Here is a 24,814-nt window from a genome sequence, read left to right on the forward strand (position 1 = left end):
CCGGGCCGACCGCAGGCCAGGGCCGGTGGGGCTGGTTCGCACCGATTCGCCTCGATGAGCCAGACTCGGTCGTACCCCTGCCTGCCCCGACGGCTCCCGAGCGCACCCCCGTACCCCTCGCCCGATGGTTGGAGCGCATGTCCCACACCCTCCTCGCCTGGTTGGTCGGCGGCGTCCTGCTCGTGGGCGCGGGCTTCGCGACGACCCTGCTGCCCCGGTGGCGGGCGCGGGGGCGGGAGAGCCGGACCGCCTGGTCCGCCGCCCGCGCGGCCATCGACAGCGCGGCCGTCAGCCGGGACGCGGCGGCGAGCCGGGTGCCGCAGGCCGAGCAACTGCTGGCCCGCGCCGAGTCGATCGCCGCCGGGCGCGGCGGGGCGTCCGCAGCCCGGGAGGCGGCGCAACACGCGAGGGAGGCCGACCGGCTGTGGCGCACGCACCAGTGAAACCGCGCAGGCGATACCGGTACGAACTGCTGCGCTGGTCGCTGCTCGGCATCGCCGTGATCGTCCTGGTCGTCTTCCTGCTCGCCCAGCGGCAGAGCGTCGACGTCAGCTACGGCCGGTCGCCGGCCGCCCCGGCGAAGATCGACGAGGGCTCGGCGGGTGAGCTGAGCGACGCGAGCGTGCCCTCGGTGGACGAGATGACCGCGCTGGTGGCCGCCGAACCCGTGGTGCGTCTCCCCGGCGCGACCGCGCGCTGGAACGAGCAGCGGGTCCGCGAGGCCGCCGGCGCCGAACCCGTCCGCATCCTGGTCGCGCCGCCCGGGCTCGACGAGGACGAACGCGAACGGGTACGGGACGTGAAGAACGCGACCGTCCGGGTGATCGGCACCGAGGTCAGCGGCGGCATCTACCAGGCCGTACCCGACACCCTGCCCGGCTGGCGCGCCCAGTTCGCCACCGCCGACGTGACAGGCACGCTTGTGGCGTTGATCGCCGCGCTGCGGGACGCGCCCGACCCGCCCGAGCACGACGAGCTGCGGTGGCGTGACCCGACCGACCGGGAGCTGGCCGCCGTCGCCGCCGACCTGCGGGCCACCGGCCTGCACCTGGGGGCCGGGGCCACGCTGACCGGTGTCCCCGACAAGGCCGCGCGCAACGCCTTCCCGGACGGCGCCCGGTACGTGGCGCTGCCCGCGCAGCCGTTCGGCGAGCCGGTGCCCCGGTACGGTCCGGCGCTGGCCGAGCTGTTCCCGGGCACGCCGATCGTCGTGATGTACGGCCTCTGGATCGAGTACCACGGGCCGGCGGCCGACGACTTCGCGGAGCTGGCCGGGGCGAGTTTCTACGGCCAGTTCGGCGGCCGGCTGAGCCGGTACGACTACCCCCAGGGCAACATCCTGACGGCGTACCTGAACCGGGTCACCGACCTGCGCTACTCGGGGCTGTTCGACCGCCCGCTGCCGTACCGGCCGATCGACCCCCTGCGGGTGGCGCTGCCCGCCCTGCCGTGGCTCTTCGCGGGCTGCGTGGCGACGTTCCTGATCCTCTCGGTCCGGTCGCTGCGCCGGTCGGACGCCCTGGTGGTCCGGCGGGGCGACCCCGGGCGGGGTGGCACGCCCGCCCGGTTGGCCGGTCTCACCTCGCTCGCCGTCGAGATGTCCCTGCTCACCGACGCCCGCAGCGATCCGGCGCTGACCCGGGGCATCGTCAAGCTCCAGGCCGCCCGCGCCGCGCTCGACGAGGGGCTGCCGGACCGCCACGTGCGGACGTTGCTGGACGAGGCCGCCGACGAGCTGGACGACGGCGCCCGGACGTTGGGCATCGCCAGCTACCGACCGCACCTCTACCTCCGGGGCAGGTTGTCGTGAGCCAGTCCGTACGACGTCGGCTCGCCGACCTGTTCGGCACGCCCTTCGGCGTCGCCGTCCTGGCCTGCCTGGTGCTGGCCGGCTGGGCGTTGTGGACCGGCGGGGCGCTGGACGGCCCGGTCGCCCGCCACGTGCGCGCCTCCTCCGTGTACGTCGCGCCGGGCGTCGAACTGGACCGCGCGGCGGCCGAACGGATCATCGGCAACCGCCGGCTGGTCGTGCTGATGCTGGCACCGGGCGCCGACCTCAGGCAGGGCTGCCGCCAGGTCGAGCGCGCCGCCGACGGGACCGTCGTGCTGGTGATGAGCCGCGACGGCGACGAGTACGACACCTACGGGTGCGCGCTGCTGCCCGGGCGCGACGACGGGAACTTCGGCCGGGCCTTCGTGGCCGAGATGACCGTCAGCCGGGGCGTCGACACCTTCGCCGACCGCCCCCTGGAGGCGCTGAAGGTCGTCACCGTCAACTACGACCTGCTGGTGAAGGCCGGCACCGTTCCCGACGGCGCGCGGACGATCAGCCCGTCGCTGCCCCGCTTCCTGCTCGCGGCCGCGGCGATCGTGGCCGTCGTCGCCGGGGCGACGGTGCTCTACGTCGGTGGCCGCCGCGCGGGCCGGCTCGCGGACGCCCGTCGCCGCCGCCGCGACGACAACGCCGACGCCCGCAGCGCGCTCAGCGCCGCCGCCGCCGTGCTCGCCCAGCAGATCATCGACCTCGACCGGTGGTACGCCATGGCGGAGCGCCAGGCCTACGTCGACGGCGCGAAGGAGACGTTCGGCAGGAAGTACCTGGCGCTGACGTCGGACTACGCCGCGCTGCTCGAACGCGTGACGGCCGTGGACGCGGACGACGAGGACGCCGTACGCCGACTCGTCGAACGCGTCGACGCGTTGAGCCGCCGGGCGTCGGCGCTCACCGGATCACCGGTTTGATCGGGCTGACATCCGACACGGCTGCCCCCGGACGACGGGCGTCCCGGGGCAGCCGACGCAGCCGGACGCCGACTCGTTGACGACCCGTCAGAGTGTCCGCTGATACTCCTCCCAGGTGCGCTTCGGGTTGACCACAGGGCCGTCGTCGGGGCCCCGATTCGCCAGTCCGTTGCGGCCGAGGTAATAGTCGCCGGCCTGGTTCCGCGCACCGGTCGACTGGTCGGTGTCGGCGAGCGCGATGGCGTGGATGTGGTAGCCCCAGTCGCCCTGGCTCGGTGTCCGTAGCCAGGCGGCGAAGCCCACCGTGCGCAGTCGGCGCAGCACCTCCGTCCGGGTGGCCGAGGAGAGCCCGCTGACTGACAGGTCGAGTGCGCCACCGCCGTCGTGGGTGCCGGCGGAAGCGCCCACACTGGTGTTGTACGAACCCTGCGTGATGCTGAGCTGCCGACCCAGCAGACGCTCAGCCTCGAACAGCATCGATCTGGTACGCGCGTTGACCTGCACGCCGCGCAGGCTCACCACGCTGCCGGGTGAGATCGCCCTGGCCACGGTGTAGCGCCCCTCGCCCAGCAGCCGCAGCGACGTCGGGCCGGGCAGGCCGGTCGCGTCGAGGCCGGTGTAGCCGAGTGACCGTTGGTACGCGGCGTACGCGGCGATCGTGCTGGTGCCGAAGTGCCCGTCGACGTAGGTCGACGACAGCAGCCCTCTGGCTTGAAGCGCGCGCTCCACCAGCAGGACGCTGTCCCTGGCTCCCTCGGTGAGTGCCGTGTCCGCCCGGCGCGGATCGATCTGCGCCGCCTTGATCAGCGCTTCCATGTCAACCTGCGGCAGCGCGGCTGCGGCGGGGTGCGCCAACGGTCCGGTAGCGACCACCGCCGCACCGGTAGCGATGAGGAGTTTCCTTCTCGTAATCATGTGTCCTCCGTGCGATTCCTCAGGATCCGGCCGGGCAGCACTGCGTCCCGGAGGGTCAGGACGGGAAGGGCCCCTGTGAACGTGGGGCGTTGCACAAGGGGCTCTTCCGATCAGGTCAGCATCGGGGGACGTTCGGGATGAAGCCGTCGTATCCGGTGTAGGTGTAGGCGTCAGCGATGAAGCGGCCGGTACCGATCCGGTTCCAGATCGAGCTGGTGCCGTACGTGCCGGTGACCGTGGTGCCGTTGGTCTGGCAGTAGATGGTGACGGTGCTGCCGTTGCCGAGCGTGCCGACGGCTGAGTAGCCGGTGCCGGGGCCGGAGCGGACCGTCAGCGGGGTGCCGCTGGTGCCGACGGTGCCGGTCGCGGTGCCGCCGCCGCTGCAGCCGTTGTCACTGGTGTAGTTCTTCGTGCCCCAGTAGAGGGCGAGCGCGCCGTTGAACCGGATCTGGATGGCGCTGCCGTTGGAGCGCTGTTCGTAGTGCAGGTGCGGGCCGGTCGAACCGCCAGTGCTGCCCACGTAACCGATCACCCGGCCGTAGCCGACCGTCTGCCCGACGGAGACATTGAAGCCGTTCAGGTGCGCGTAGTAGGTGCTGTACCCGCCGCCGTGGTTGATCCGAACGTACTTGCCATAGCTGGTACCACCGAGGTCGGTCACCACGTCGACCGTGCCGGGGGCGCTGGCGACCACCGGATCGCCGAGGTCGTCTGTGCGATTGAAGTCGATCGCGTTGGCCGGACTGTGGTTGGTACGGGTCTGCCCGGACCAGGACTGGCCACACGGGAACGGAACCTTGAACGTCGGCGCGGCCATCGCGGGGCTCGCCGGAGCCACCAGCGTCACCGCCGCGAGCAGCGAGGCTGCCGCCAGACTCCACCATCGTCTACGCATTCAAGACCTCCAGGTGTTGTTAAGCCGTTAATTGTTCGGCCCACATCCTGCCATGAAGGTTTATCGATGGAAAGGCTTGCTCGACCGGGGATGTGATTTGACGCCGGGTAGACCGCCAGAAAAAGCAATGGTGTTCAACACATACCGAGCTGACACAACTATGTCGGTCAGGCACATGCATTGACGATCCTCCCCGGCGAAACGCTCCGCTGCGCGACTCGTCGGCACCCACGCGCCCCGACGCTCACTCCAGCACGATGTCGAATTCCTGGGCCACTTCGGAGACGATCTCGGCGACATCCTTCAGGAAGCGGTTCTGGTCCGGCGATGCGTTGACAGTCGGCACCGGGGCGCCCTTGTCGTAGATGTCGGAGGCGATGATGCGGGCGCGGACGAACGTGGATCCCTTGCCGCTCTGGTTGTAGGCCGTCTGCCAGCTGCGCTGCACTTCGTGCTGGAGCCTGCGCCGGGCCAGATCGATCAGCTCCCCGGTCACGGCATTCGATACCTCGTCGATGATCGTCTGCCTCTCGTCGTCGCTCGGCTGGCCCCCGTCCCAGCGCACCGGCTGCTGCAGCATGAGATACACCTGCGCTTGCAGCGCATAGCGGAGATCGGCGACCGGCTTGAGGTTGTCGTATTCGTCCACCCACCCTTCCGCCAGGCGGCGACTCAACGCCTTGACGCGGGTCCAGTGCTCCTTCCGCGCGTCCGGGTTGAACTCGAACCCGAGCAGTCCCCGCCACCGCAGGTGGAAGCTCTTTGCCGCTTCGGTCACCGCGAGGGAGAGATTCATCCGGTCGTAGACCGGCCGGCTGGGGCCAGCTTCGACAGCCTGCTCCGGGTGGGCCAGGGCGTCGACCAGCCGTTGGAGCTCCTCAATCGACCGTCCTCCCATTCTCTTTCTCGCGTTGAGCGGCTCGTGGATCCCGCCGACGAAGAACCGTGCGCAGTCGAGGCGGCGACGCAGGACGCGCTCGGCGGCCGGGCCGAGTTCGTCGCCGATCGCCTTGAGCACGTTCTCCACGGAGGCGAGCACGTGCTCCTCCCGGGCGGAGAATGTCGGCAGGTTGTCGCCCTTGACCTGGTCGAAGTGAGTGAAGAGGAAGTGCAGTTTCATCGCGTTGCCCGAGACGGCGATGCCCTTAAGCGCCGCCACCGGGGCCGCCTGCATCGGCTGGGCCGCGTTGTCGACCAGGAGCACGGCGTCGACTTTCTCGAGCTGCAGGGCGACCCTGGTCGAGAGGGTGGCAACCGACTTCGGGGTGTGGCCGAGACCTTCGCCGTCGACCAGGACGAGCTTGGCCGGCTGGGCGGCCCACTGCGGTACGAACGGGCCACTGACGCGGATGCCGTTGACGAGCGGCGTGAGCAGGCGACCGAACAGCGGGGCGTAGTTGCTGGAGAATCTGGTGACGTTCTTGATGAACGCCGTTCTGTCGTCGGTGCTCCAGAACCAGCTGACCGGCCAGTCCTGCCGGTTCCGCCGTAGGTCACCGACTTCCAGCGTGGTGAAGCGCTTCTCGATCTCGTCGATCAGGGAATCCACGATGCCGTGGAACTCGTCGGACTGCCGCAACGCGGTGTCGAGGTTCTCCTCGATGTATTCGGCGACGGCCCGTTCGTCTTCCTCGCTGGGATCGAACGCGTCCCGGGTGTCGCTGGCATACCGCTCGACGATCGTCCGGACCGAGCGCACCGCTTTCTGGATCACCTGCTGGGTGAATTCGATGTCGACCTGGCCGTACTCGGTCGGGTCGATCTCCTCGCCGTCGTCGACGTCATCGTCCACGAGGTCGTCGGAGGCCGGCGCGGTGGCGCGGCCCAACACGTAGCTGAAACGGAATCGCTGGTTGACGTGATCGAGAAGCTGCCGGACGACCTCGGCGTCGCCCTTGCCGTTGAAGGCGGCCAGCGCGGCGGCTGACACGTTGTCACTCAGGTAGTCGATCACTTCGTCGCGAGGCGTGAACGTCACGGCGGCGTGGTATGTCTCGTCCGTGCTGGTGATCAGCTCCGTATCGGCGACGGTCGTCTTCGCCGTCGACGTGGACGGGAAACGCTCGGTCTCCGGATCGGTGCCGAGGAGCTGCCGCACCACCGTCGTCTTGCCTGCCCCGGTCGTGCCGAGCATCATCACGGTCTCGTAGCCGTCCGCCGCGGTGGGGAGCGGAAGAAGCTCTTCGCGTACGCCTGCAAAGTCGAGCTGCACAGCCTCCCCGTCCTCGTAGAAGATCTCCACGATCCGGGCGTCGAATCGCGCTTCGGCGCTCGCCCGTGCGGTCGGCTCCCAGAGGTCCGGGGTGCGCAGGATCTCGTTGAGCTGTTCGACCATCCTGGCGGCCTCGGCGTCATCGGCCGTCCCGAGCGCCCGACGAACCCGGCGGCCGGGCTCACCCGTACCCGCATCGATTTTGCTGGGGTGCCGAAAGATGACCGACCAGCTCTCCCGGCTCTGGTTTCGGCTCTTGACGGCGGTGTAGGAACTCTGCACGGCGATGGACACGGAGGGTCCTCCTGGAGGGGGGTGGCAGGCCCGAGGGGTCGAACGCGGGCAGGGGGAGATGAACGACCGGCCGCGCCTTGATGAAAGCGACCCTAGCACACTTTTCACTGAAAGCGCCGTCAAACAGCCTAGGCGCGATCGGGCCCGTGTAGGGTGACGGCGAGACGCAGGACCACTGACAGGACGCCCATGCCGCAGCCCACCCAGGTGACCGCCGCCGAGATCTCCCGGCTGGCCGGGGTCACGCGCGCCACCGTGAGCAACTGGCGTCGGCGTCATCCCGACTTCCCCGCCCCGTCGGGCGGGACGGAGACCAGCCCGGCGTACGACCTGGACGCCGTCCGGGCCTGGCTTTCCGCGCGCGGGCAACTGCCTGCCAGCTCCCCCGCCGACGATCTGCGCACGGCCCTACGGACCAGCGCACCCGACCTCGCCCACCGAAGCAGACTGTTGCCGCTCGTCGTCGCGGCGAGTCGCGTAGCCGACAGCGAGGTGGAAAAGGCCGTCGGGCTGCCCGATGACCAACTGTCCGCATGGGCTGCGAAAACAAGCCGGTCGTACGCGGTCGACATCCCCGGCATCGGCAGTCTCACGGGTCAGCCCGACGCGGCCCAGGTGCTTCGTGCCCTGCTGCGTTGCGTCGACGAGGTGGGCGCGGCGCAGACGCTGGAGGTATTGGCCGAGGGCGAAATCGGGGACGGCAAGGCCGGGGGCGCCTATCGCACGCCACCGCCCGTCGCTGATCTGATGGCGGAGCTTCTCGCCGGCCCGGGTGAGCCGTACCCGGATCGGGTCTTCGACCCGGCCTGCGGGGTGGGTGGGCTGCTGCTGGCCGCCGCCGGGCGGGGGGCACACGAGTTGTACGGCCAGGACGCGGTGGGGGTGTTCGCCGCGCAGGCTGCCGCCCGCCTCGCCGTGCAGGCTGGCGGGACGAAGGCACAGGTCCAGGTCGGTGACAGCATGCGCGACGACGCGTTCCCGACGTTGGCCGCCGACGCGGTGCTCTGCACCCCGCCCTACGGCCACCGCGAGTGGGGCCACGAGGACCTGGCGTACGACCCGCGGTGGGTGTTCGGGCTGCCGCCGAAGGGCGAGTCGGAACTGGCATGGCTGCAACACTGTCTCGCGCACCTGACCCCGGGTGGCCGTGCTGTCCTACTGATGCCGCCGGGAGCCGCCTTCCGGCCGTCGGGGCGGCGGATCAGGGCCGAGATGGTCCGCAGCGGTGCGCTACGTGCCATCGTCGCCCTGCCTGTCGGGGTGGCCCAGCCGCTGCACATCGGCCTCCAGTTGTGGCTGCTCGAACGGCCGCACCCGCAGGCGACCCTGCCGCCGACCGTCCTGATGGTCGACAGCGCCGGCACCGGAACCACTGACACCCGCGACACGCCGGACAGGCGCTCCACGTTGGACTGGCCGGCGGTCCGCAGCGCGGCGCTCGACGCCTGGCACGAATTCGACCGACACCCCGACAACTACGATCCCGTTGCGGGCGTGGCACGGGCCGTCCCGGTCGTCGACCTGCTCGACGAGGCGGTGGACCTGAGCCCGGCGCGTCACGTACGTGCCGCCCCGGTCGCGGCGAAGCCCGACGAACTCGCCGAGATGGCGTACGAGCTGAGGAGCCGGCTGCGGCTGGCGGCCAACGGGCTGGTGGCCCTCAGCGGCGGTCACACCTGGCCTCCTGCCGGCGCCGATCCCCGATCCTGGCGGACCGCCACCGTCGCCGACCTGCTGCGGGGTGCCGCCCTCACGCTGCTCCGCGCGCCAGCGGCGATCCGCGGTTCGAGCCCTGCCCTACAGGACTCCGAGCTGCCCCGGACACTCACCGCGCGGGACGTGGTGTCCCGCCGCCCGGCCTCGGGTGCCGGCGAGGAGGAACGCTCGGACGAGGACGTCACCATCGAGGCGGGGGATGTCATCCTCCCCGAGATGCTGCACGAAGGCGTGAGCACCGCGCGCGTCGCCGACGCCCGCGACGCCGGCCACCTCCTCGGCCGGCACCTCCACCTCCTGCGTCCCGACCCGGCCCGCCTGGACCCGTGGTTCCTGGCCGGGTTCCTGGCCGCGGAGGACAATCTCAGCGCCGCGTCGTCCGGCACCACCGTGGTCCGGGTCGACCCCAGACGCCTGCGGATCCCCCTGCTCCCCCTCGACGAACAACAGCGGTACGGCAAGGCGTTCCGCCAGCTCCACGCGCTCCGAGTCGCGGTGGACATCGCCAACCGCCTCGCCGACGAGACCGCCCGCACCCTGGCCGCCGGCCTCACCGGCGGTGCACTGCTCCCACCGGAAGGATCACGTTGAACAGCAGTAAGCACACCGAGCTGGCGAATCACGCCTGGTCGGTCGCCGACCTCCTGCGCGGCGACTACAAGCAGTCCGACTACGGCAAGGTGATCCTGCCGTTCACGGTGCTGCGCCGGCTGGAGTGCGTCCTCGACCTCACCCGGGACAAGGTCCTGACGGAGTTCGACCGCTTCAGGGGCCAGGACGTGGACGTCTCCCGGTTCCTGCGCCGCGCGTCCGGGCACCGCTTCTACAACGTGAGCGGCTACACGCTGAAGTCGATCGCCAACGACTCCGGCCAGACGGCGAAGCACCTGCTCGCCTACATCGGCGCGTTCTCCGAGAACGCGCAGGAGGTGATGGAGCGCTACGAGTTCGCCCAGCAGGTGCGGCGACTCGACAGCGCGAACCTGCTCTACCAGGTGGTCGGCCGTTTCGCGGACCTCGATTTGCATCCTCACCAGCGCGACAACAAGACCGGGAAGGTGATCCTCGGCGAGGACGGCAAGCCGGTCCCGAACGTCACGAACCACCAGATGGGGTACGTCTTCGAGGAGCTGATCCGGCGCTTCGCCGAGCAGTCCAACGAGACCGCCGGTGAGCACTTCACCCCGCGGGAGGTCATCGAGCTGATGGTCAACCTGCTGGTCGCTCCCGACGACGACGCGCTCAGCATCCCGGGCACCTCGCGCACCGTCATGGACCCGGCCTGCGGCACCGGCGGCATGCTGTCCGCCGCCGAGGAGCACATCACCCGGCTCAACCCGTCCGCCACCGTCACCGTCTTCGGCCAGGAACTCAACCCGGAGTCCTGGGCGATCTGCCGGTCCGACATGATGATCAAGGATCAGGACCCGGACAACATCAAGTTCGGCAACTCGTTCAGCGACGACGGCCACCGCGGCGAACACTTCGACTACCTGCTGGCCAACCCGCCGTTCGGCGTGGAGTGGAAGAAGGTCAAGGACGAGGTCGAGAACGAGTACGAGACGCTCGGCGAGAGCGGCCGGTTCGGCGCCGGCCTGCCCAGGATCAACGACGGCTCGCTGCTCTTCCTCCAGCACATGATCTCGAAGATGAAGCCGGTCACCCTCGACGGCAAGGGCGGCAGCCGGATCGCCATCGTCTTCAACGGCTCCCCCCTCTTCACCGGCGCGGCCGAGTCGGGCGAGTCCCGGATCCGGCAGTGGATCCTGGAGAACGACTGGCTCGAAGGCATCGTCGCTCTGCCCGACCAACTCTTCTACAACACCGGCATCTCCACCTACTTCTGGATCCTGACCAATCGCAAGGCCAGGGGCCACCGGGGCAAGGTCGTCCTGCTCGACGCCCGCGACCAGTTCGCCAAGATGCGCAAGTCGCTCGGCGACAAGCGCAAGTACGTCACCCCGGACCAGATCAAGGACATCACCCGGCTGTACGCGGAGGCACTCGACGTCGCCCAGGACGCCGAGCACCCGCAGCACGGCAAGGTGAAGGTCTTCGCCAACGACGACTTCGGCTACCGCCGGATCACCGTCGAACGCCCGTTGAAGCTCCGCTTCGAGGTCACCGACGAGACGCTGACCGCCCTGGCCGCCTCGAAGCCGATCCAGAAGCTGCCGGACGTCGAGGCGCTGACCACCGCGTTGAAGCCGCTGGTCGGGCAGGTGTGGACGACGAAGCGGGCGGCGTGGGACGCGCTGCGCAAGGCGATGGCCGAGGGCGGGGCGGCCTGGCCCACCGGCACCGCGTTCCAGAAGGCGATGCGGGACATCGTCGGCGTGCGCGACACGGAGGGCGAGGTGCAGCTCGTCAAGGGCGAACCGGAGCCGGACGCGGAACTGCGCGACTACGAGAACGTGCCGCTGGACCAGGACGTCGAGGAATACCTGCGCCGCGAGGTGCTCCCCCACGTCCCGGACGCCTGGATCGACCACGAGAAAACCAAGATCGGGTACGAGATCCCCTTCACCCGCCACTTCTACGTCTACAAGCCCCCGAGGCCGCTGGCCGAGATCGACGCGGAGTTGAAGGCACTGGAGGCCGAGATCCAGGCGCTGCTGGGCGAGGTGACGAAGTGACCCAGACGCAAATCGCGCCCTGGCTTGCCAACTCGCGATGGCCCACGGTGCCGATCAGGTTCCTCGCCCGGCTGGGGACTGGCCACACCCCGAGCCGGAGCGTCCCCGGGTACTGGGAGAACTGTTCCATCCCCTGGATCACGTTGGCTGACGTCTGGCAACTTCGCGACGGCAGCACGAACGTCATCACGGACACCAAAGAAAAGATCAGCGAGGTCGGTCTGGCGAACTCTGCCGCCGTCAAGCACCCGGCTGGCACCGTCATTCTATCTAGGACAGCGTCAGTGGGATTCTCGGCGATCATGGGCGAGGACATGGCTACCAGCCAGGACTTCGCGACTTGGACTTGTGGCCCGGACTTAGATCCCCGCTACCTGTTGCACGCCCTACGGGCGATGGCCAACGACCTCAAACGAGTCGCGGCCGGTTCTACACACAAGACGATCTACATGCCGGACATAGAGCAGTTGAGAATCCCGCTACCGCCCGTCGATGAGCAGCGCCGCATCGCCGACTTCCTCGACGCCGAAACCATCCGCATCGATCGACTGCGTGCTGTGATTGATCGGCAAATTGGCCTCCTGACCGAACGCAGACAGGCCCTAATCACCGCCGCCGTGACCGGCAATATCGATACATACACCGTTAGCGGACGCGGAATCGAGGACTAACGCGCCAAGCAGTACAGCGTGGCTGACCTCGTCCCGCTTACCCCCGCCGCAACCATCGCCTGCCGTTGCCGCCACGCGTCCATCGCGTCCAGGACGCTGGCGGCGACCCGGCTGATTGATCAACTCTCGGGACACCTCGGCGTCATACACATCGGCAAGATGGGCGGAGCTCTCCCCAGGGCTCAGGCAAGGTAGCCATACGCCCGCTTCCAGGTGAAGGTCTGCTGCACGCAGATGATCGCGAGCGCGTGCCCAGTCTCCGAAGCTTGACAAAGCAGTAGCTGGCTTGGGCAGTGGTGACCGGGCGCGGCCGGCGCGGCCGCAGGGAAACGCCAGGGGCACCTACCCGACGGATGGCGACCACGGGTCAATGGGCATCTCGTAGACGAGCCGGTACCTGCCGCCAGGGAACACGATGTCGGCGGTCTCGACGGCGGTTTGGCCGGCGTAGTAGGTGCGTTCGACAGAGATCACCCACATGCCGCCGCGTCTGTCGAGTTCGAGGGCTTCTGCCTCGCCGGGCATGGCCGGTCGGGTGATGACCTCCTCCACGAAGCGGTCGATGGCCACACCGATGGAGTCCATGCGAGCAACCACGCCGATGATCGGCCCTTGCTCGGGGTACTCAACGGGGGTGCCGCCCGTGATGGTCAACGGCTCGTACGAGTCGGCGAGCTGGATTGGGGTGTCGTCGGCGAGGTACCGGTACTTGGTGTGCATGACCATGTCGCCGGGCTGGATGCCGAGTCGTTCGGCAAGAGAGGCCGACGCCGGGATCTTGCGGCTGTCTGCCTCCCAACTCGGTCGCTTACCTGCGGCTTCGCTGTCTCGGGCGAACGGCGACGTGCTGCCGATGCGCTTGCGCATGTCCCGGGAGTGGGCGCGGCGGACGAGCCTCGTCCGGTTGCGGACGTAGTTGCCGGAACCTCGTCGCCCCTCGATGAGTCCTTCGCTGCGAAGCAGGGTGAGGGCATGCTTGATGATCGTCGTGGAGAAGCCCCACCGCTGCTGAAGTTCCCTCTCCGTGGGGAGTCTGTCGCCAGGGCCCAGTTCACCGGAGAGGATCCGCGAGCGCAGGTCGTCTACGACGCGCTGGTAGTTCGGCGGTTCCTTGCTGGTCATGGGTAGCCCCTTCAACCCGACGCACTTGCTCGCGTCAAGTCGACCATGCACCTGTAGGCGCAGCAAACGGGGTGCCTTCATCACGTCCAATGTTAGCGCACTTTGCTGCTTCCGATCACGCAAGTAAGTGCGCTAACTTTCTCCCCAGTGCCGTAAGGCCCCACCCCGGTCATCGATCCAGGAAGGAGAAGGGTGCTCGTGATCTCCGAAGTTCTGTCGGTCGTGTTCGGTGGGCTGATGCCGGGTTTCCTGCTCGGGCTGCTTGCGTTCAAGGTCAAGTCACGGTGGTGTCCGCGCTGCGGGGAATCCACTGACGCCATGCGGCCCGCGGAGTGGAAGCGGTGACCGGACCGGGCCGGCGCAACGGCAACGAGCTGCCGATCGGGCGGCGGGTGGCACAGTTGCGGGCGCGTCGGGGCATGAGTCAACAGGTCTTCGCCGACCGGATCCGCAAGTCGAAGAGCTGGGTGGACAAGGTGGAGCGTGGCGTACGTACCCTCGATCGACTTTCGGTGATCGAGACGGTCGCCGGGGCCCTCGGCGTCGCCCCGGGCGTCCTGCTCGCCGGCAAGGTCCAGCGGGCCCGGGCCGCCGACAGCGGCGGCGCCGTGGAGGGGGTGCGGGCGGCGCTCGCCCGCTACGACATGCCCGGCTCCGGCAACGACCGCCAGTCGCCGCCGCCGTCGGTGCGGCAGCTCGACGGCCAGGCGGGGTACGCGTGGACGGCGTACCGCAACGGCCATCACCCCCAGGTGCTGCGGATGCTGCCCGACCTGCTCGGCGACAGCCGCCACACCTGCCACCCGCAGCCGGGCAACACGTCCACGGCCGAGGTGCTGGTGCGGGTCTACCGGCTCGCCGCCCAGGTGCTGGTCAAACTCGGCGAGGCCGACCTGGCCTGGCTGGCCGCCGACCGGGCGATGACCGCCGCCGCCGGTGACCCACGACGTGCCGGCCTCGCGGCGGTCTCCCTCGCACAGGCGCTCCGGGCCCTGCGGCGGGGCCGACTGGCGATGACCGCCGCCCTCACCGCCGTACACCAACTCGACCTGGCCCGGCCCCCCGACTGCCCGGCGGGCGGGCCCGCCCTGACGGGGACCCTGCTGATCGAAGCCGCCCTCGCCGCCGCCGCGTCCGGAGACGCCGCCGCCACGGCCGACCTCATCGAACGCGCGGCCCAACTCGCCGCCACCCACGACGAACGCCACCACCGCGACCATGACGGCGTCGGGTTCGGCCCCACCACCGTCGAACTCGCCCGCGCCCTGACCGCCATGCACCTCGGCGACCATCATCTGGCCGTCATCACCCACCGGCGGGCCACCGGCGACGACGCCTGGCACCTGCTCCCCGCCGAACACCGGGCCGCCCACCTGATCGACATCACCCGCACCCACCTCGACCTCGGCGACCCGCACGCCGCCGGACGCGCCCTGGTCACCGCCGACGCCATCGCCCCCGCCGAGATCCGCCTGCGCCCCGCCGCCCACACCGCACTCACCGCCGTGCTCCGCGCCGGCTCCCCCGCCGCCGACGTGACCCGCCTCGCCGCCACCCTCGGCCTCACCCGACAGCTCTGATCCGCGCTACCCGTCGTCGTCGGGGTCGGAGTCCTTTGCGATGCGGACCACCCGGTCGAGCGCCTTCCCGCCGGTGAGGAGCACCGCACAGAGCATGGAGATCGTGCCCGGGATGAAGACGAGCAGGTTGTCGATCCGGGCCCACGCGGCGGGGCTCCACATCGCGACCCACGTCAGCACGAGAGCGATGGCCGTCATGAGTTCGCCGACAAGACTCACGATGCTGGCGAAGAACGCACCTCGGCGGGGTGGGAAACCGACGGGATGCCGACAGACGAACGGCGCAACTGGGCGGTACGCCCACTGCTCAGTAGTCTCCTGTGGGCGGTGGCCCGAGGCCCGGGCCCGTTGCGGGAGGCGGCAATGGCGGTCCACCACGAACAGACTTTCGGGGACGCGATCGTCGCCGCGCTCCTCGCCAACGGCTGGGAACGCGGCGACAACGCCGACTACCGCCCCGAACTCGGCCTCGACACCGCCCAGCTCTTCACCTTCATCGGCGCCACCCAGACCGCCGAGTGGAAGGAACTGATCGCCTTCTACGGCGACGACCAGGCCGCCGCACAGCGCGGGTTCGTCAAGCGCCTCGACCAGGCCATCGCCACCGACGGGCTGCTCGACGTGCTCCGCAAGGGCGTCAAGGACCATGGCGTACGCCTGCGGGTCGCGTACTTCAAGCCGTCCTTTGTCGAGTCCGACGCGGTCCTCGCCGACTACCGCCACAACCGGCTCACCGTCGTGCGGGAGCTGGCGTACGCGACCAAGCAGTCCGACCGGGGCAACCGGCTGGACCTCGCGCTGTTCCTCAACGGCATCCCGGTGGCCACCGCCGAGCTGAAGAACCCGCTCACCGGCTCGGGCGTCGCGCACGCCAAGGAGCAGTACCGCACCGATCGCGACCCGACCGAGCTGATCTTCTCCCGGCGGGTGATCGCCAACTTCGCCGTCGACCCCGACCGGGTCTTCGTCACCACCCAACTGCGCGACAAGTCGACCCGGTTCCTGCCCTTCGACACCGGCTCGGCGGGGCCGGGTCGGCCCGGCGGCAGGGGCAACCCGCCCGCCACGGAGCACGGGAAGTACGCCACCTCCTATCTGTGGGAGCAGATCTGGCAGCGGGACAACTGGCTCGACCTGCTGGAACGCTTCGTGCATCTACACAAGGAGAAGGGCGCCGACGGGCGTACCCGAAAGTCTCTGATCTTCCCCCGCTACCACCAGTGGCACGCGGTGCGGAAGCTGGCGGCGCACGCGGCGCGGCACGGTGCCGGCCACAACTACCTGATCATGGCCTCGGCGGGATCGGGCAAGTCGAACACCATCGCCTGGCTCAGCCACCGCCTGTCGTCCCTGCACGCCCACCGTGACGTGGCCGAACTGGACCCCGGCGCGGTCGCCGCCGGCCTCAAGCCGGGCTCCCCCGTCTTCGACAAGGTCGTCATCATCACCGACCGGCGGAACCTCGACGCCCAACTGCGCGCGACGGTCGGCAGCTTCGAGCAGACCGCCGGCCTGGTGGTGAAGATCGACGAGAGGCAGGGCTCGAAGTCCGAGCAGCTCGCCAGGGCACTCTCCCGCGAGACGGGCAAGATCGTCACCGTCACGCTGCACACCTTCCCGGCCCTGGTGGACTACCTCAAGCGCAACCCCACCGAGATCCAGGGCCGGCGCTTCGCGATCGTCATCGACGAGGCGCACTCCTCCCAGTCCGGCGAAGCGGCAGGCTCCGTCCGGGAAGTGCTGCGTGACCTGGGCCTCGACGCCGACTCCGACGACCCGGGTGCGATCAGTGCTCCCGCGCCGGCCGGCACCGAGGCCAAGCTGAAGGCCAAGGCGCGCAGGCGGCACCGGGCCGCCAACCTCTCCTACTTCGCGTTCACCGCCACGCCGAAGCACAAGACCCTCCTGGACTTCGGCACGCTGGGCGAGGACGGGAAGTTCCACCCGTTCCACACGTACTCGATGCGGCAGGCCATCGAGGAGGAGTTCATCCTCGACCCGCTGCGCAACTACGTCACCTACGACACCTACTGGAAGCTCGTCAACGGCAACCCCGACGAGCGGAAGGTCGACCGGGCCAAGGCAAACCCGCTGCTGGCCCGGTTCGCGCTCACCCACGACTCGACCGTCGCCCAGCACGCGCAGGTCATCGTCGAGCACTTCCGCACGCACACCGCCGGCAGGCTCGGCGGACGGGCGAAGGCGATGGTGGTCACCGCGGGCAGGCAACAGGCCGTGCAGATGGCCCGCTCGATCAGGAAGTACCTCGGCGACCTCCGCTACCCCGACCCGGGCGTCCTGGTCGCGTTCTCCGGCACTCTGAAATACGACGGGGAGGAGCTCACCGAGGCGAAGGAGAACGGCGGGCTGGCCGAAAGCGCGCTCGAAAAGGCGTTCGCGTACACCCGGGCCGACGACAAGGCCGCCCAGGCCGGCGGCGCCGGGCAGCGCGAATACCGGATCCTGGTGGTCGCGGAGAAATACCAGACCGGCTTCGACCAGCCACTGCTCACCACGATGTACGTCAACAAGACGCTGACCGGCATCGCCGCCGTGCAAACCCTGTCCCGGCTCAACCGCACCTACGAGCGCAAGAGCCAGTCCGACCTGGCGGTGCTGGACTTCGTCAACGACGCGGAGGACATCAAGGAAGCCTTCCGCCCGTACTTCGAAGAAGCCGCCACCCTGCCCTCGGACCCCAACCTGCTCTACACCGCGCAGAGCAGGGTGATGTCCGCGGCGCTCCTCGTCGACGACGAGATGCTCGCCTTCGCGGCGGCCTGGCTGGCCGCCGACGAGCAGGCCGCCGGTAACACGGCGAAGTGGGAGAAGCTGCACGCCGAGCTGTACCGGCACCTCGACCCGGCGGTCGCCCGCTTCACCGAGCTGCTCGACAGCGACGACGAGGAAGACCAGGCCACGGCCGAGACCTTCCGCGCCGACCTGAACGACTACGCGCGCAAATACAGCTTCCTCTCCGGGATCGTCCCCTACGCCGACGCGGAGCTGGAACGCCTCTACCTCTACGGGCGGCACCTGCTCAACCGGCTGCCCCACCGCGACGACGGCGGCGTGGACATCGGCGAGGTCGACCTCAGCCACCTGCGGGTGGAGAAGACCGGTGAGCACGACGTCAGCCTCCTGCCGGAAGGACCGGCCGACATGAAGGGCTTCGGCGACGGATCCGGCGGCGCGAAGGAGTCGGAGAAGTCGCTGCTGTCGGAACTCATCGACCGGTTCAACGCGAAGTACGGCACGGAGTTCACCGAGCAGGACGTCATCAAGCCCTTCCACGAGGCGCTCGCCGACCCGAAGGTGCGGCTGGCCGCCGTCGCCAACGACGAGGAGAACTTCGGCCACGTCTTCGACCCGGTCTTCGAGGACAAGATGATGGACCACTTCGACACCACCGCCGACCTGGGCCGCAAGTACTTCGACCCGCAGCAGAACTTCCGCAGCTCACTCAACCGCAGCGCCCGCAGCGCCGCCTGGCAGATGATCCGCCGCCAGGAAGGCGTCGTGGACGACGCCGCCTGAAAAGCCACTACCGTGCGGGGGGGGGGACAGTGCGGGCAGAGCCGATCGCCGGCCGGTACGAACTGGTCGACGAAATCAACTCCGGCGGGATGGGGCAGGTCTGGCGCGGCTACGACGCCGTCCTCGACCGTGAGGTCGCCGTCAAGCTGATCCGCGCGGACGTCATCGCCTCCGCCGAGCAGGCCGAGGAGTTCGCCAGGCGCTTCCGCCGCGAGGCCCGCGTCACCGCCCGCATCCAACACCACGGCGTCCCCCAGGTGTACGACGCCGTGCTCGACAGCACCTACGACCAGGTCTACCTGGTCATGGAGTACGTGCGCGGCACCTCGCTGCGCGCCTACATCGACCCACTCCGACCGTTGCCCATCGACTGGGCGGCGGCGGTCGCGGCGCAGATCTGCACGGTCCTCTCCCACGCCCACGCCGTCCCTGTCGTACATCGGGATTTGAAGCCGGACAACGTCCTGGTGTCCGACGCCGGCGCGGTCAAGGTGCTCGACTTCGGCATCGCCGCCATGCTCCGCACCGACGTCACCCGCCTCACCGTCACCGGCAGTGTCATCGGCACGCACCACTACATGCCGCCGGAGCAGATCCAGGGCGCGCGGATCACCCCGCAGAGCGACCTGTACGCCCTCGGCTGCGTGCTCCATGAGTTGCTCGTCGGCAGGACCGTCTTCGCCGGCGGTAACGAGTTCGAGCTGATGCGGCAGCACGTCTCCGAGACGCCTCTGCCACTGAGCAAGCTGCGGCCGGACGTACCGGAAGCCCTGGAGGAGCTGGTTCTCCAGCTCACCGCCAAGGCGCCCGAGCATCGCCCCCGGGACGCGTACGACGTCTACGAACGGTTGCTGCCGTTCCTCCCCGCCCCGGGGTCCCATCCTCCGTCGGCCGGACACTTCCCGGCCGGCGTGCCGGACCCCACGCTGCTGTACCGCCGCCCCAACGCGCCACGGCTGCGGCCGGAAGCCCCGTCCGTGCCAGACCCGCGTGAGCGCCCCGTTCCGTCGCAACCGTCCGCCGGTGGCCCTCCGACGGATCTGCGGGGAGCGATCCACGGCGCGGTGTCCCGCTCCAACGACCTGCTCGCCGAGGAGCGGTACACGCAGGCGGCGGAAGCGCTGCAACAGGTCATCGAACCGGCGGCAGCCGTGCTCGGCGTCGAGAGTCCCCGGGTCCTCGCCCTCCGTCAGCGGCGAGCGGCCATCCTCGTCATCGGCGGTGACTTCCGCCAGGCCCTGCCGGAGTTCGATGCCCTGTACTCGGCTTTCGCACGCACCGAAGGGCCGACCGGTGACGACGCACTGGCCTGCCTACGCCAGGCCGCGCACTGCCGGGCGGAGCTGGGCCAGTCCACCGCCGCGCTGCGCCAGTTCCGGCAGGTGCTCATCCACGTCCGTGCCGCCGAGGGTGACGTGTCCACCGACGCCCTGGAACTACGCCGCAACATCGGCATGCTGCTGCTCGCCGAGGGCAGCGTCGAACAGGCAATGGCCGAGCTGGTGCCACTGCACGAGGACCTCTCGCTGGTCTACGGGCCGGACCACGAGGAGACCCAGGAGATCTCCGGCCTTCTCACCCGGCTACGCCGCACCGGTGGTACGCGTCGGTAGGCCCCTGACGACATCGGGCCAAGAGGGCTCAGCTCTTAGCTGACCTGGGAGGTCGCGTCATGTCGGCACCCCGTAGCCGACCTCTGCGCAGAGGTCGGCTCGCGGCGATCACAACCGCTCGAAGCTCTCCATGCCGGCGAGTTCGAGCACCTCGGTCCGGGTCGCCGGGCATTCCTGCCGGGTCTGGTCGTCGATCTGACGGCCGGTCGGCACGGCACCCTGCTTCTCGTACCAGGAGTAGAGGTTCACGGTGAGGTTGGCCATCGCGCCCGTCTCGGAGCCGATCCCCCTCAGCGTCGGCAACTGGCCGTCCAGGTAGGCACACACCTCCTTCGCCGACACCGGCGTCGCGCCACCGGCCGGAGCGGATCCGATGGCGCTGGAGGCGGCGTCGGCTGCTGCGGGGGTGCCCGCCGTGGCCCCGGAGGGCTCGGGCGCGCCGGCGTCGGCACACGCCGTCAGGGCGAACACGAGACAGAGGGTCGGCGCGAGCATTCGGATCGTTCTCATCGGTTCTCGTCCTGACATGGTTGTCGGTGGTGGGCGACCGGCGGCCGGGCCGAGGCGGACGGCTTGTCAGCCTCGGCGGCGATCGCGGTGACGAGCCAGAGGCCGGCGGGTAGTCGGTAGCCGACGCCAGGTTCACGAAACCGGTCGAGCAGCCGGGCCGCCCCCGCCCGGGCCGAAACCTGCCCAGCCAGCGGAGCCGCCCGGTACGCGGCACCGGCGGGGCCGACCTCGATCAGCCATTCGGCCACCGCATCGGCATCGTCTGGAGCACTCATGACGACGTCACACGGCGTGATCGTGACGGCGGTGAAACCGGCGACGGTGAGGACCCGGACGAGCCGCGCCGAGTCGGCGAAGGAGAACGGACCGGGCTCGTCACCCACCGGCAGCGGTGGTAACGGCCCGAGGTGCGGTGCTGCGCCGAGCAACGCCGCGGACAACCATGGGTTGACGCTGCCGTCGCGGAAGACGGTCGCGGCGAGGCGCCCTCCCGGGCGCAGGGACCGCCGGATCGTCGTGCAGCCGGCGACAGGATCCGCCAACAGCATCAGCGCCATTCGCGAGTACGCCGCGTCGAACGGTGCCCCCGGCACGACATCGAGGGTCTCGATGTCTGCCGCGTGGAACCGGATGCCCGGGTACCGGTCCGTGGGGAACCGTTGCCGGGCGGCGGTCACCATCGCCTCGGCGATGTCGACACCGACCACCGCGCCGGTCTCGCCGACCGCCGCGGCGAGTTCGGCCGTGGTGCCACCGCACCCGCAGCCCACATCAAGGATGTGTTCGGCGGGCCGCGCGGCCATTCGATCCATGGCCGGCGCTCCCAGCGGCCGGCCGATCTCGTCCTGCCGATCGGCGTGCCGAATCCAGCCAGCTGCCGCTCCCGCCCAGAAAGCGGTGTTGTGGGACCGCAAGGTGGCGGTGTCGGTCATCAGAACGGCATCTCGGCGCCGTCGACGCTCAGCGATCGGAAGCTGGCCGCCTTCGTCGGGTCGAAGCCGTCCTCCTGCGCCGCCAAGCCTGCGGCCCGCACCAGCCGTTCGGACTGGAACCGACGGAACGCGGCTTCGTCCTGCCAGATGTTGATGATCCGCCAGCCGTCCTCGGTCGGGCCGGCGACATGGGCGACGAGTCCCGGCGGCCGGTCCGGTCCGAGGTGTCGCTCCACCTGCTGGTACTCCGCCTCGCTGACGCCGGGCATCTCCTGCAACACACCGAACGGCATGACCGCTCCTTTCGATAGAGTTAGTATCTATCCAATAGAGCACTACACTCGACCAGTGGTTGTCAAGAGACGCTATGACTCTTCCCGGCGGCAGGAGCAATCCCGACAGACCCGGCGGGCGATCCTCGAAGCGGCCGGTCGGTTGTTCGTCGACCCCGGCTACGCGGCCACGCCGCTGACCGCCGTCGCCGCGGAAGCCGGCGTCGCGGTCCAGACGCTCTACGCGGTGTTCGGCAGCAAACGGCAACTGCTCTCCCACCTGGTCGACGTCACCCTGGCCGGTGACGACGAACCGGTGGCCCTGCCCGACCGGCCCTTCGTCGCCGAGATCCGCGCGCTCGCCGACCCCCGCGCCAAGCTCGCCCGCTACGCCCGCCATCTGGTCGAGGTGAACGCCCGGCAGGCCCAGGTGATGCTCGCCCTGGCCGCAGCGGCCACGGCCGATCCGGACGCCGCCGCGATCTGGCGCAAGAACATCGAAGAGCGCCGCCGCGGCATGGCCATGTTCGCCGCGGAACTCGTCGGCACGGGAGCCCTCCGACCCGACCTGGACGTCGAACAGGTGGCCGACATCCTCTGGCTGGCCCAGGACGTCCGCAACTTCGACTGGCTCGTCCGGCAACGCGGATGGCCGCTGGAGCAGTACCAGCGGTGGTATGTGGACACCGTCAGCGGCGCCACCATCGCCGATGACCCGCTACCGCTGGGTTTGTCCAACTCACGGAACTCGGGTGCCCGATGATTCCAGCCCGCCCGCCGAACCGCCCTGTCCTGCGGGACTGCCTGCGGGCCCTCTCAATGGCGGCCTGGTGCCGTCGGTTCTGGTGGTGACGAGGAGGAAGCCACTGGTCACGCGAGCAACTGGAAAGGGTAGAACGGATCGGCCTCACCGACCGTCAAGAGCAACTCAAGCGGCAACTCCGGATCGCCCTGGCCGACGGCGAGCGCAACCCACCGACCAGCGCCCAGCGGCCGCCAGACGCACATCTGACCACTGAGCTGGCAAAGGGCAAAGCTGGTTCATCGGTTCCGCCAGCACGGTCGCTAACGCTTCCACCGCAAGCGGCCCACCGCGCGGTGCGGAATTGACGCACGGTCCGCGCCGGAGTGTTCCGACGCGGACCGTGGGTGCCGCCTCGTCTCCGAGGGCTGACAGCCGAGACGAGTCTCTTCGTGATGACTACTAGCTAGCAGATAGGTACGCCTGGTAGCTGTTGTGCCGGGTGGTTGATGAAGATGTTGGAGATGAAGCCGTTCTGATCCCGCAGTCGGGACCACCAGCTGTTGACGTAGCCCTCGGCGTAGACGGTGTCGCCCTGCTTCTGGCATGTGACGTTGACGAGGGTGGGACCGGCCAGCGAGGTCACGGTCGACGCCCACAGGTACGCGTCGCTGCGGACGCGGACGCCGGAGCCCCAGGTCCAGAACGCGGTGCCGCCGCAGCCGTTGTCGCTGGTGAGGTAGTACTGGCTGTACGAGCCCGGGTAGGCGAGCGCGGCCCCGTTGATCCTGATGGTCTGGCCGACGCCGTTGTAGAGCTGCTCGTAGTGGATGTGCGCGCCGAAGGAGTTGCCGGTGTTGCCGGTGGTGCCGATCTGCTGTCCGGTGTTCACCCACGCCCCGTGGCCGACGGAGAACGCGGCGAGGTGGAAGTAGTAGGTCTTCCAGCCGCCACCATGGTCGATGACGATGTAGTTGCCCGCACCGCCGGACTGCCAGTGGCGGGTGGCGGTGCCGGCGGCGGAGGCGAGCACCGGGGCGCCGGCGGTGCTACCACCGTCGGCGCGGACGAAGTCGAGGGCCATGCGCACCTCGGCGCTGTGGTGGCTGTACGTCCACCGTTGCCCGCAGGGATACGGCGCCTTGAAGTTCGGCGCCGCCTGGGCGGGCGAGGCGACGAAGAGCGTGGCGGTCAGCGCTGTGGCGAGGGCGGCCACGAGCGTGACGAGGGATCTGAGCGGTCGCACGGTTCATCCTGAGGGTTGGCTATAGAAGGCTTCCGATGCACTTACGTTCGGAGGATCCTAAGGGCTCCGTCAACGGATGTTAATAGCTTCCAGAGACGCAGAGACCTGACGAAGGATTCCTGCTGTCCCTGTTACCGCCTCGTTGCGGTAGGGAGTGGGTTCGGCCGCTAGCGGTCATGTCCGCGCTGGTGGCGTAAAAGATGGCATCGCGAGATCCGTGATGTATGCGGCAATCGGGGTGGGTTGGGCTGACTGGTGCCGTGATGGTGGGTGGCAACGGTGATCATGCGGACTTTGGCGAGTAGTTCCAGGCCAATGCAGCAGAGGCCTTCGGTCCATTCGTCATTCTGTTCGGCGAGCACGGCACCGACGAGGCGGATAAGCACCGGCCGGTTCGGGAGAACCACGACGATTCCGTTGAACCCGCCGATCATCGGCCCGCGGCCGGCCACCGGTCACCGCCGACGACAGGTACCGCGACAGCGCTTCCCACTCGACGTCAGACAACTCGTAGCGACGACCCACGCGCTACAACATCCGACTCCAAGATCCCTTGAAGACACCGCCTAGATGCGGACTGCGCCGCCTGGACTCCACCCCCCGGCGATCGTAGGCTCGTTTCGTGGTGTCAGTGATCGAGACGGTGAGGATTGTTGTCGTCGTCGCGATCCTGCTGCCCCTCCTGGTGCTCATGGTGATCGCTCTGTTGAAGCCACGAAACTCCCGGTCCGACGACGGGCCCCCTGATTTGCTTCACCCTCCGCCGGACGGGGGCGCTGGCGGCGATGCAGGTGGCGGTGGGAACTAGTTTCAAGCGGCCCGCGAACGCAGATCGTCAGTTTGGAAGAGCGTGCTCAACCAGTCGTGATGCCCGGAACGCCTGCGACCGGTGCCCGATCTGGGTGCGCCTCGTGCCCGCTCGTGACCGCTCAGCCCTCTGGCTACTGGCCCGTGGATGGCCCATCGGACTCAGCCTGGCGCTCGGCTTGCCAGACGGCGTGCCGCTTCAGTAGGTATCCGGTCCAGTAGATCGCGAACAGGATCAGGAAGCACGTGAAGAACACCCCCGAGACGATGCTCGCGATGACGATTGCGCCGTCCGCCAGTCCGTGTGCGCAGAATGCGACGACGCCCAGGAAGAAGAAGATGACCATGTAGATGGGCAGTGCTGGGCTGTCG

At 69.2% G+C, this 24,814-nt stretch carries 20 protein-coding genes and 2 pseudogenes; 11 read left to right on the forward strand and 11 right to left on the reverse strand.

The genetic code is table 11. The annotated features are described in order from the left end of the window. Nucleotides 1–137 precede the first annotated feature (137 nt). From ACGFNF_RS02135 to ACGFNF_RS02145, 3 genes are read left to right on the forward strand one after another with little or no spacing between them, the layout of a single operon-like run. A complete protein-coding gene (locus tag ACGFNF_RS02135) occupies nt 138–443 on the forward strand; it encodes a DUF6403 family protein (protein WP_393165159.1) in 306 nt (101 codons plus the stop codon). Next, nucleotides 425–1,810 (forward strand): hypothetical protein, encoded by a 1,386-nt coding sequence (locus ACGFNF_RS02140; protein ID WP_393165161.1) that lies wholly within the window; start codon nt 425–427, stop codon nt 1,808–1,810. The genes ACGFNF_RS02135 and ACGFNF_RS02140 overlap by 19 nt, the downstream gene beginning before the upstream one ends. Then, entirely contained in the window at nt 1,807–2,742 is a 936-nt protein-coding gene (locus ACGFNF_RS02145; protein ID WP_393165163.1) for a hypothetical protein, read from the forward strand. The genes ACGFNF_RS02140 and ACGFNF_RS02145 overlap by 4 nt, the downstream gene beginning before the upstream one ends. Nucleotides 2,743–2,829: 87 nt before the next feature. On the opposite strand, the gene ACGFNF_RS02150 is transcribed toward ACGFNF_RS02145, so the two are convergent. The 3 genes from ACGFNF_RS02150 to ACGFNF_RS02160 all read right to left on the reverse strand — a co-directional run bounded on the left by ACGFNF_RS02150 (nt 2,830) and on the right by ACGFNF_RS02160 (nt 7,058). Further along, the gene (locus tag ACGFNF_RS02150) at nt 2,830–3,615 is read right to left on the reverse strand and encodes a peptidoglycan-binding protein (RefSeq protein WP_393165165.1); all 786 of its coding nucleotides are present in this window, start codon (nt 3,613–3,615) and stop codon (nt 2,830–2,832) included. 157 nt (nt 3,616–3,772) lie between these two features. Continuing rightward, nucleotides 3,773–4,552: a peptidoglycan DD-metalloendopeptidase family protein gene (locus ACGFNF_RS02155; RefSeq protein ID WP_393165167.1), complete on the reverse strand. Its 780-nt coding sequence runs from the start codon at nt 4,550–4,552 to the stop codon at nt 3,773–3,775. A gap of 244 nt (nt 4,553–4,796) precedes the next feature. Continuing rightward, complete coding sequence (locus tag ACGFNF_RS02160; protein ID WP_393165169.1) at nt 4,797–7,058, reverse strand: hypothetical protein; 2,262 nt, start codon at nt 7,056–7,058, stop codon at nt 4,797–4,799. 189 nt (nt 7,059–7,247) lie between these two features. On the opposite strand from ACGFNF_RS02160, the gene ACGFNF_RS02165 reads away from it, so the two are divergent. Genes ACGFNF_RS02165 through ACGFNF_RS02175 form a run of 3 tightly spaced genes read left to right on the forward strand, consistent with a single transcriptional unit; the run spans nt 7,248 to nt 12,081 of the window. Continuing rightward, nucleotides 7,248–9,365: an N-6 DNA methylase gene (locus ACGFNF_RS02165; RefSeq protein WP_393165171.1), complete on the forward strand. Its 2,118-nt coding sequence runs from the start codon at nt 7,248–7,250 to the stop codon at nt 9,363–9,365. Continuing rightward, the gene (locus ACGFNF_RS02170) at nt 9,362–11,410 is read left to right on the forward strand and encodes an N-6 DNA methylase (RefSeq protein WP_393165173.1); all 2,049 of its coding nucleotides are present in this window, start codon (nt 9,362–9,364) and stop codon (nt 11,408–11,410) included. Before ACGFNF_RS02165 ends, ACGFNF_RS02170 begins: the two co-directional genes overlap by 4 nt. Continuing rightward, nucleotides 11,407–12,081, forward strand: a complete 675-nt coding sequence (locus tag ACGFNF_RS02175) for a restriction endonuclease subunit S (protein WP_393165175.1) — start codon at nt 11,407–11,409, stop codon at nt 12,079–12,081. The genes ACGFNF_RS02170 and ACGFNF_RS02175 overlap by 4 nt, the downstream gene beginning before the upstream one ends. 342 nt (nt 12,082–12,423) lie before the next feature. Here ACGFNF_RS02175 and ACGFNF_RS02180 read toward each other — a convergent pair whose 3' ends face one another. Then, entirely contained in the window at nt 12,424–13,203 is a 780-nt protein-coding gene (locus ACGFNF_RS02180) for a GntR family transcriptional regulator (protein ID WP_393165177.1), read from the reverse strand. A 192-nt stretch (nt 13,204–13,395) separates the two neighbouring features. Between ACGFNF_RS02180 and ACGFNF_RS02185 the strand changes: the two genes are divergently transcribed. After that, nucleotides 13,396–13,548, forward strand: coding sequence for a hypothetical protein (locus ACGFNF_RS02185; protein WP_393165179.1), 153 nt, complete (start codon nt 13,396–13,398; stop codon nt 13,546–13,548). Further along, nucleotides 13,545–14,783 carry a helix-turn-helix domain-containing protein gene (locus ACGFNF_RS02190; RefSeq protein ID WP_393165181.1) on the forward strand — a complete coding sequence of 413 codons (1,239 nt, stop codon included), beginning with the start codon at nt 13,545–13,547 and terminating at the stop codon, nt 14,781–14,783. The genes ACGFNF_RS02185 and ACGFNF_RS02190 overlap by 4 nt, the downstream gene beginning before the upstream one ends. 6 nt (nt 14,784–14,789) lie before the next feature. Here ACGFNF_RS02190 and ACGFNF_RS02195 read toward each other — a convergent pair whose 3' ends face one another. Next, on the reverse strand, nt 14,790–14,981 hold the full coding sequence (locus tag ACGFNF_RS02195; protein WP_393165183.1) for a hypothetical protein: 192 nt from the start codon (nt 14,979–14,981) through the stop codon (nt 14,790–14,792). A gap of 165 nt (nt 14,982–15,146) precedes the next feature. Here ACGFNF_RS02195 and ACGFNF_RS02200 point away from each other — a divergent pair, with 165 nt between their 5' ends. Continuing rightward, nucleotides 15,147–18,320: a type I restriction endonuclease subunit R gene (locus ACGFNF_RS02200; protein WP_393165185.1), complete on the forward strand. Its 3,174-nt coding sequence runs from the start codon at nt 15,147–15,149 to the stop codon at nt 18,318–18,320. A gap of 29 nt (nt 18,321–18,349) precedes the next feature. Further along, nucleotides 18,350–19,933 carry a protein kinase gene (locus ACGFNF_RS02205; protein ID WP_393165187.1) on the forward strand — a complete coding sequence of 528 codons (1,584 nt, stop codon included), beginning with the start codon at nt 18,350–18,352 and terminating at the stop codon, nt 19,931–19,933. A gap of 108 nt (nt 19,934–20,041) precedes the next feature. Here ACGFNF_RS02205 and ACGFNF_RS02210 read toward each other — a convergent pair whose 3' ends face one another. The 3 genes from ACGFNF_RS02210 to ACGFNF_RS02220 all read right to left on the reverse strand — a co-directional run bounded on the left by ACGFNF_RS02210 (nt 20,042) and on the right by ACGFNF_RS02220 (nt 21,668). Beyond that, nucleotides 20,042–20,443, reverse strand: a complete 402-nt coding sequence (locus ACGFNF_RS02210; RefSeq protein WP_393165189.1) for a hypothetical protein — start codon at nt 20,441–20,443, stop codon at nt 20,042–20,044. Continuing rightward, nucleotides 20,440–21,255, reverse strand: coding sequence for a class I SAM-dependent methyltransferase (locus ACGFNF_RS02215; RefSeq protein ID WP_393165191.1), 816 nt, complete (start codon nt 21,253–21,255; stop codon nt 20,440–20,442). The genes ACGFNF_RS02210 and ACGFNF_RS02215 overlap by 4 nt, the downstream gene beginning before the upstream one ends. Before the next feature lie 119 nt (nt 21,256–21,374). Next, nucleotides 21,375–21,668, reverse strand: coding sequence for a hypothetical protein (locus tag ACGFNF_RS02220; protein WP_393165193.1), 294 nt, complete (start codon nt 21,666–21,668; stop codon nt 21,375–21,377). A 55-nt stretch (nt 21,669–21,723) separates the two neighbouring features. Here ACGFNF_RS02220 and ACGFNF_RS02225 point away from each other — a divergent pair, with 55 nt between their 5' ends. Then, nucleotides 21,724–22,410 (forward strand): TetR/AcrR family transcriptional regulator, encoded by a 687-nt coding sequence (locus tag ACGFNF_RS02225; RefSeq protein ID WP_393165195.1) that lies wholly within the window; start codon nt 21,724–21,726, stop codon nt 22,408–22,410. Between the two features lie 664 nt (nt 22,411–23,074). On the opposite strand, the pseudogene ACGFNF_RS02230 reads toward ACGFNF_RS02225, so the two are convergent. The 3 genes and pseudogenes from ACGFNF_RS02230 to ACGFNF_RS02240 all read right to left on the reverse strand — a co-directional run. Then, nucleotides 23,075–23,584 (reverse strand): annotated as a pseudogene (locus tag ACGFNF_RS02230) (M23 family metallopeptidase); the annotation flags it as partial. Between the two features lie 218 nt (nt 23,585–23,802). After that, a pseudogene (locus ACGFNF_RS02235) lies at nt 23,803–24,045 on the reverse strand (hypothetical protein); the annotation flags it as partial. 531 nt (nt 24,046–24,576) lie between these two features. After that, the gene (locus ACGFNF_RS02240; protein WP_393165197.1) at nt 24,577–24,789 is read right to left on the reverse strand and encodes a hypothetical protein; all 213 of its coding nucleotides are present in this window, start codon (nt 24,787–24,789) and stop codon (nt 24,577–24,579) included. Nucleotides 24,790–24,814: the final 25 nt, after the last annotated feature.

This window comes from Micromonospora sp. NPDC048868, assembly GCF_043198195.1.
In the GTDB taxonomy this organism is placed as follows: domain Bacteria; phylum Actinomycetota; class Actinomycetes; order Mycobacteriales; family Micromonosporaceae; genus Micromonospora; species Micromonospora reichwaldensis.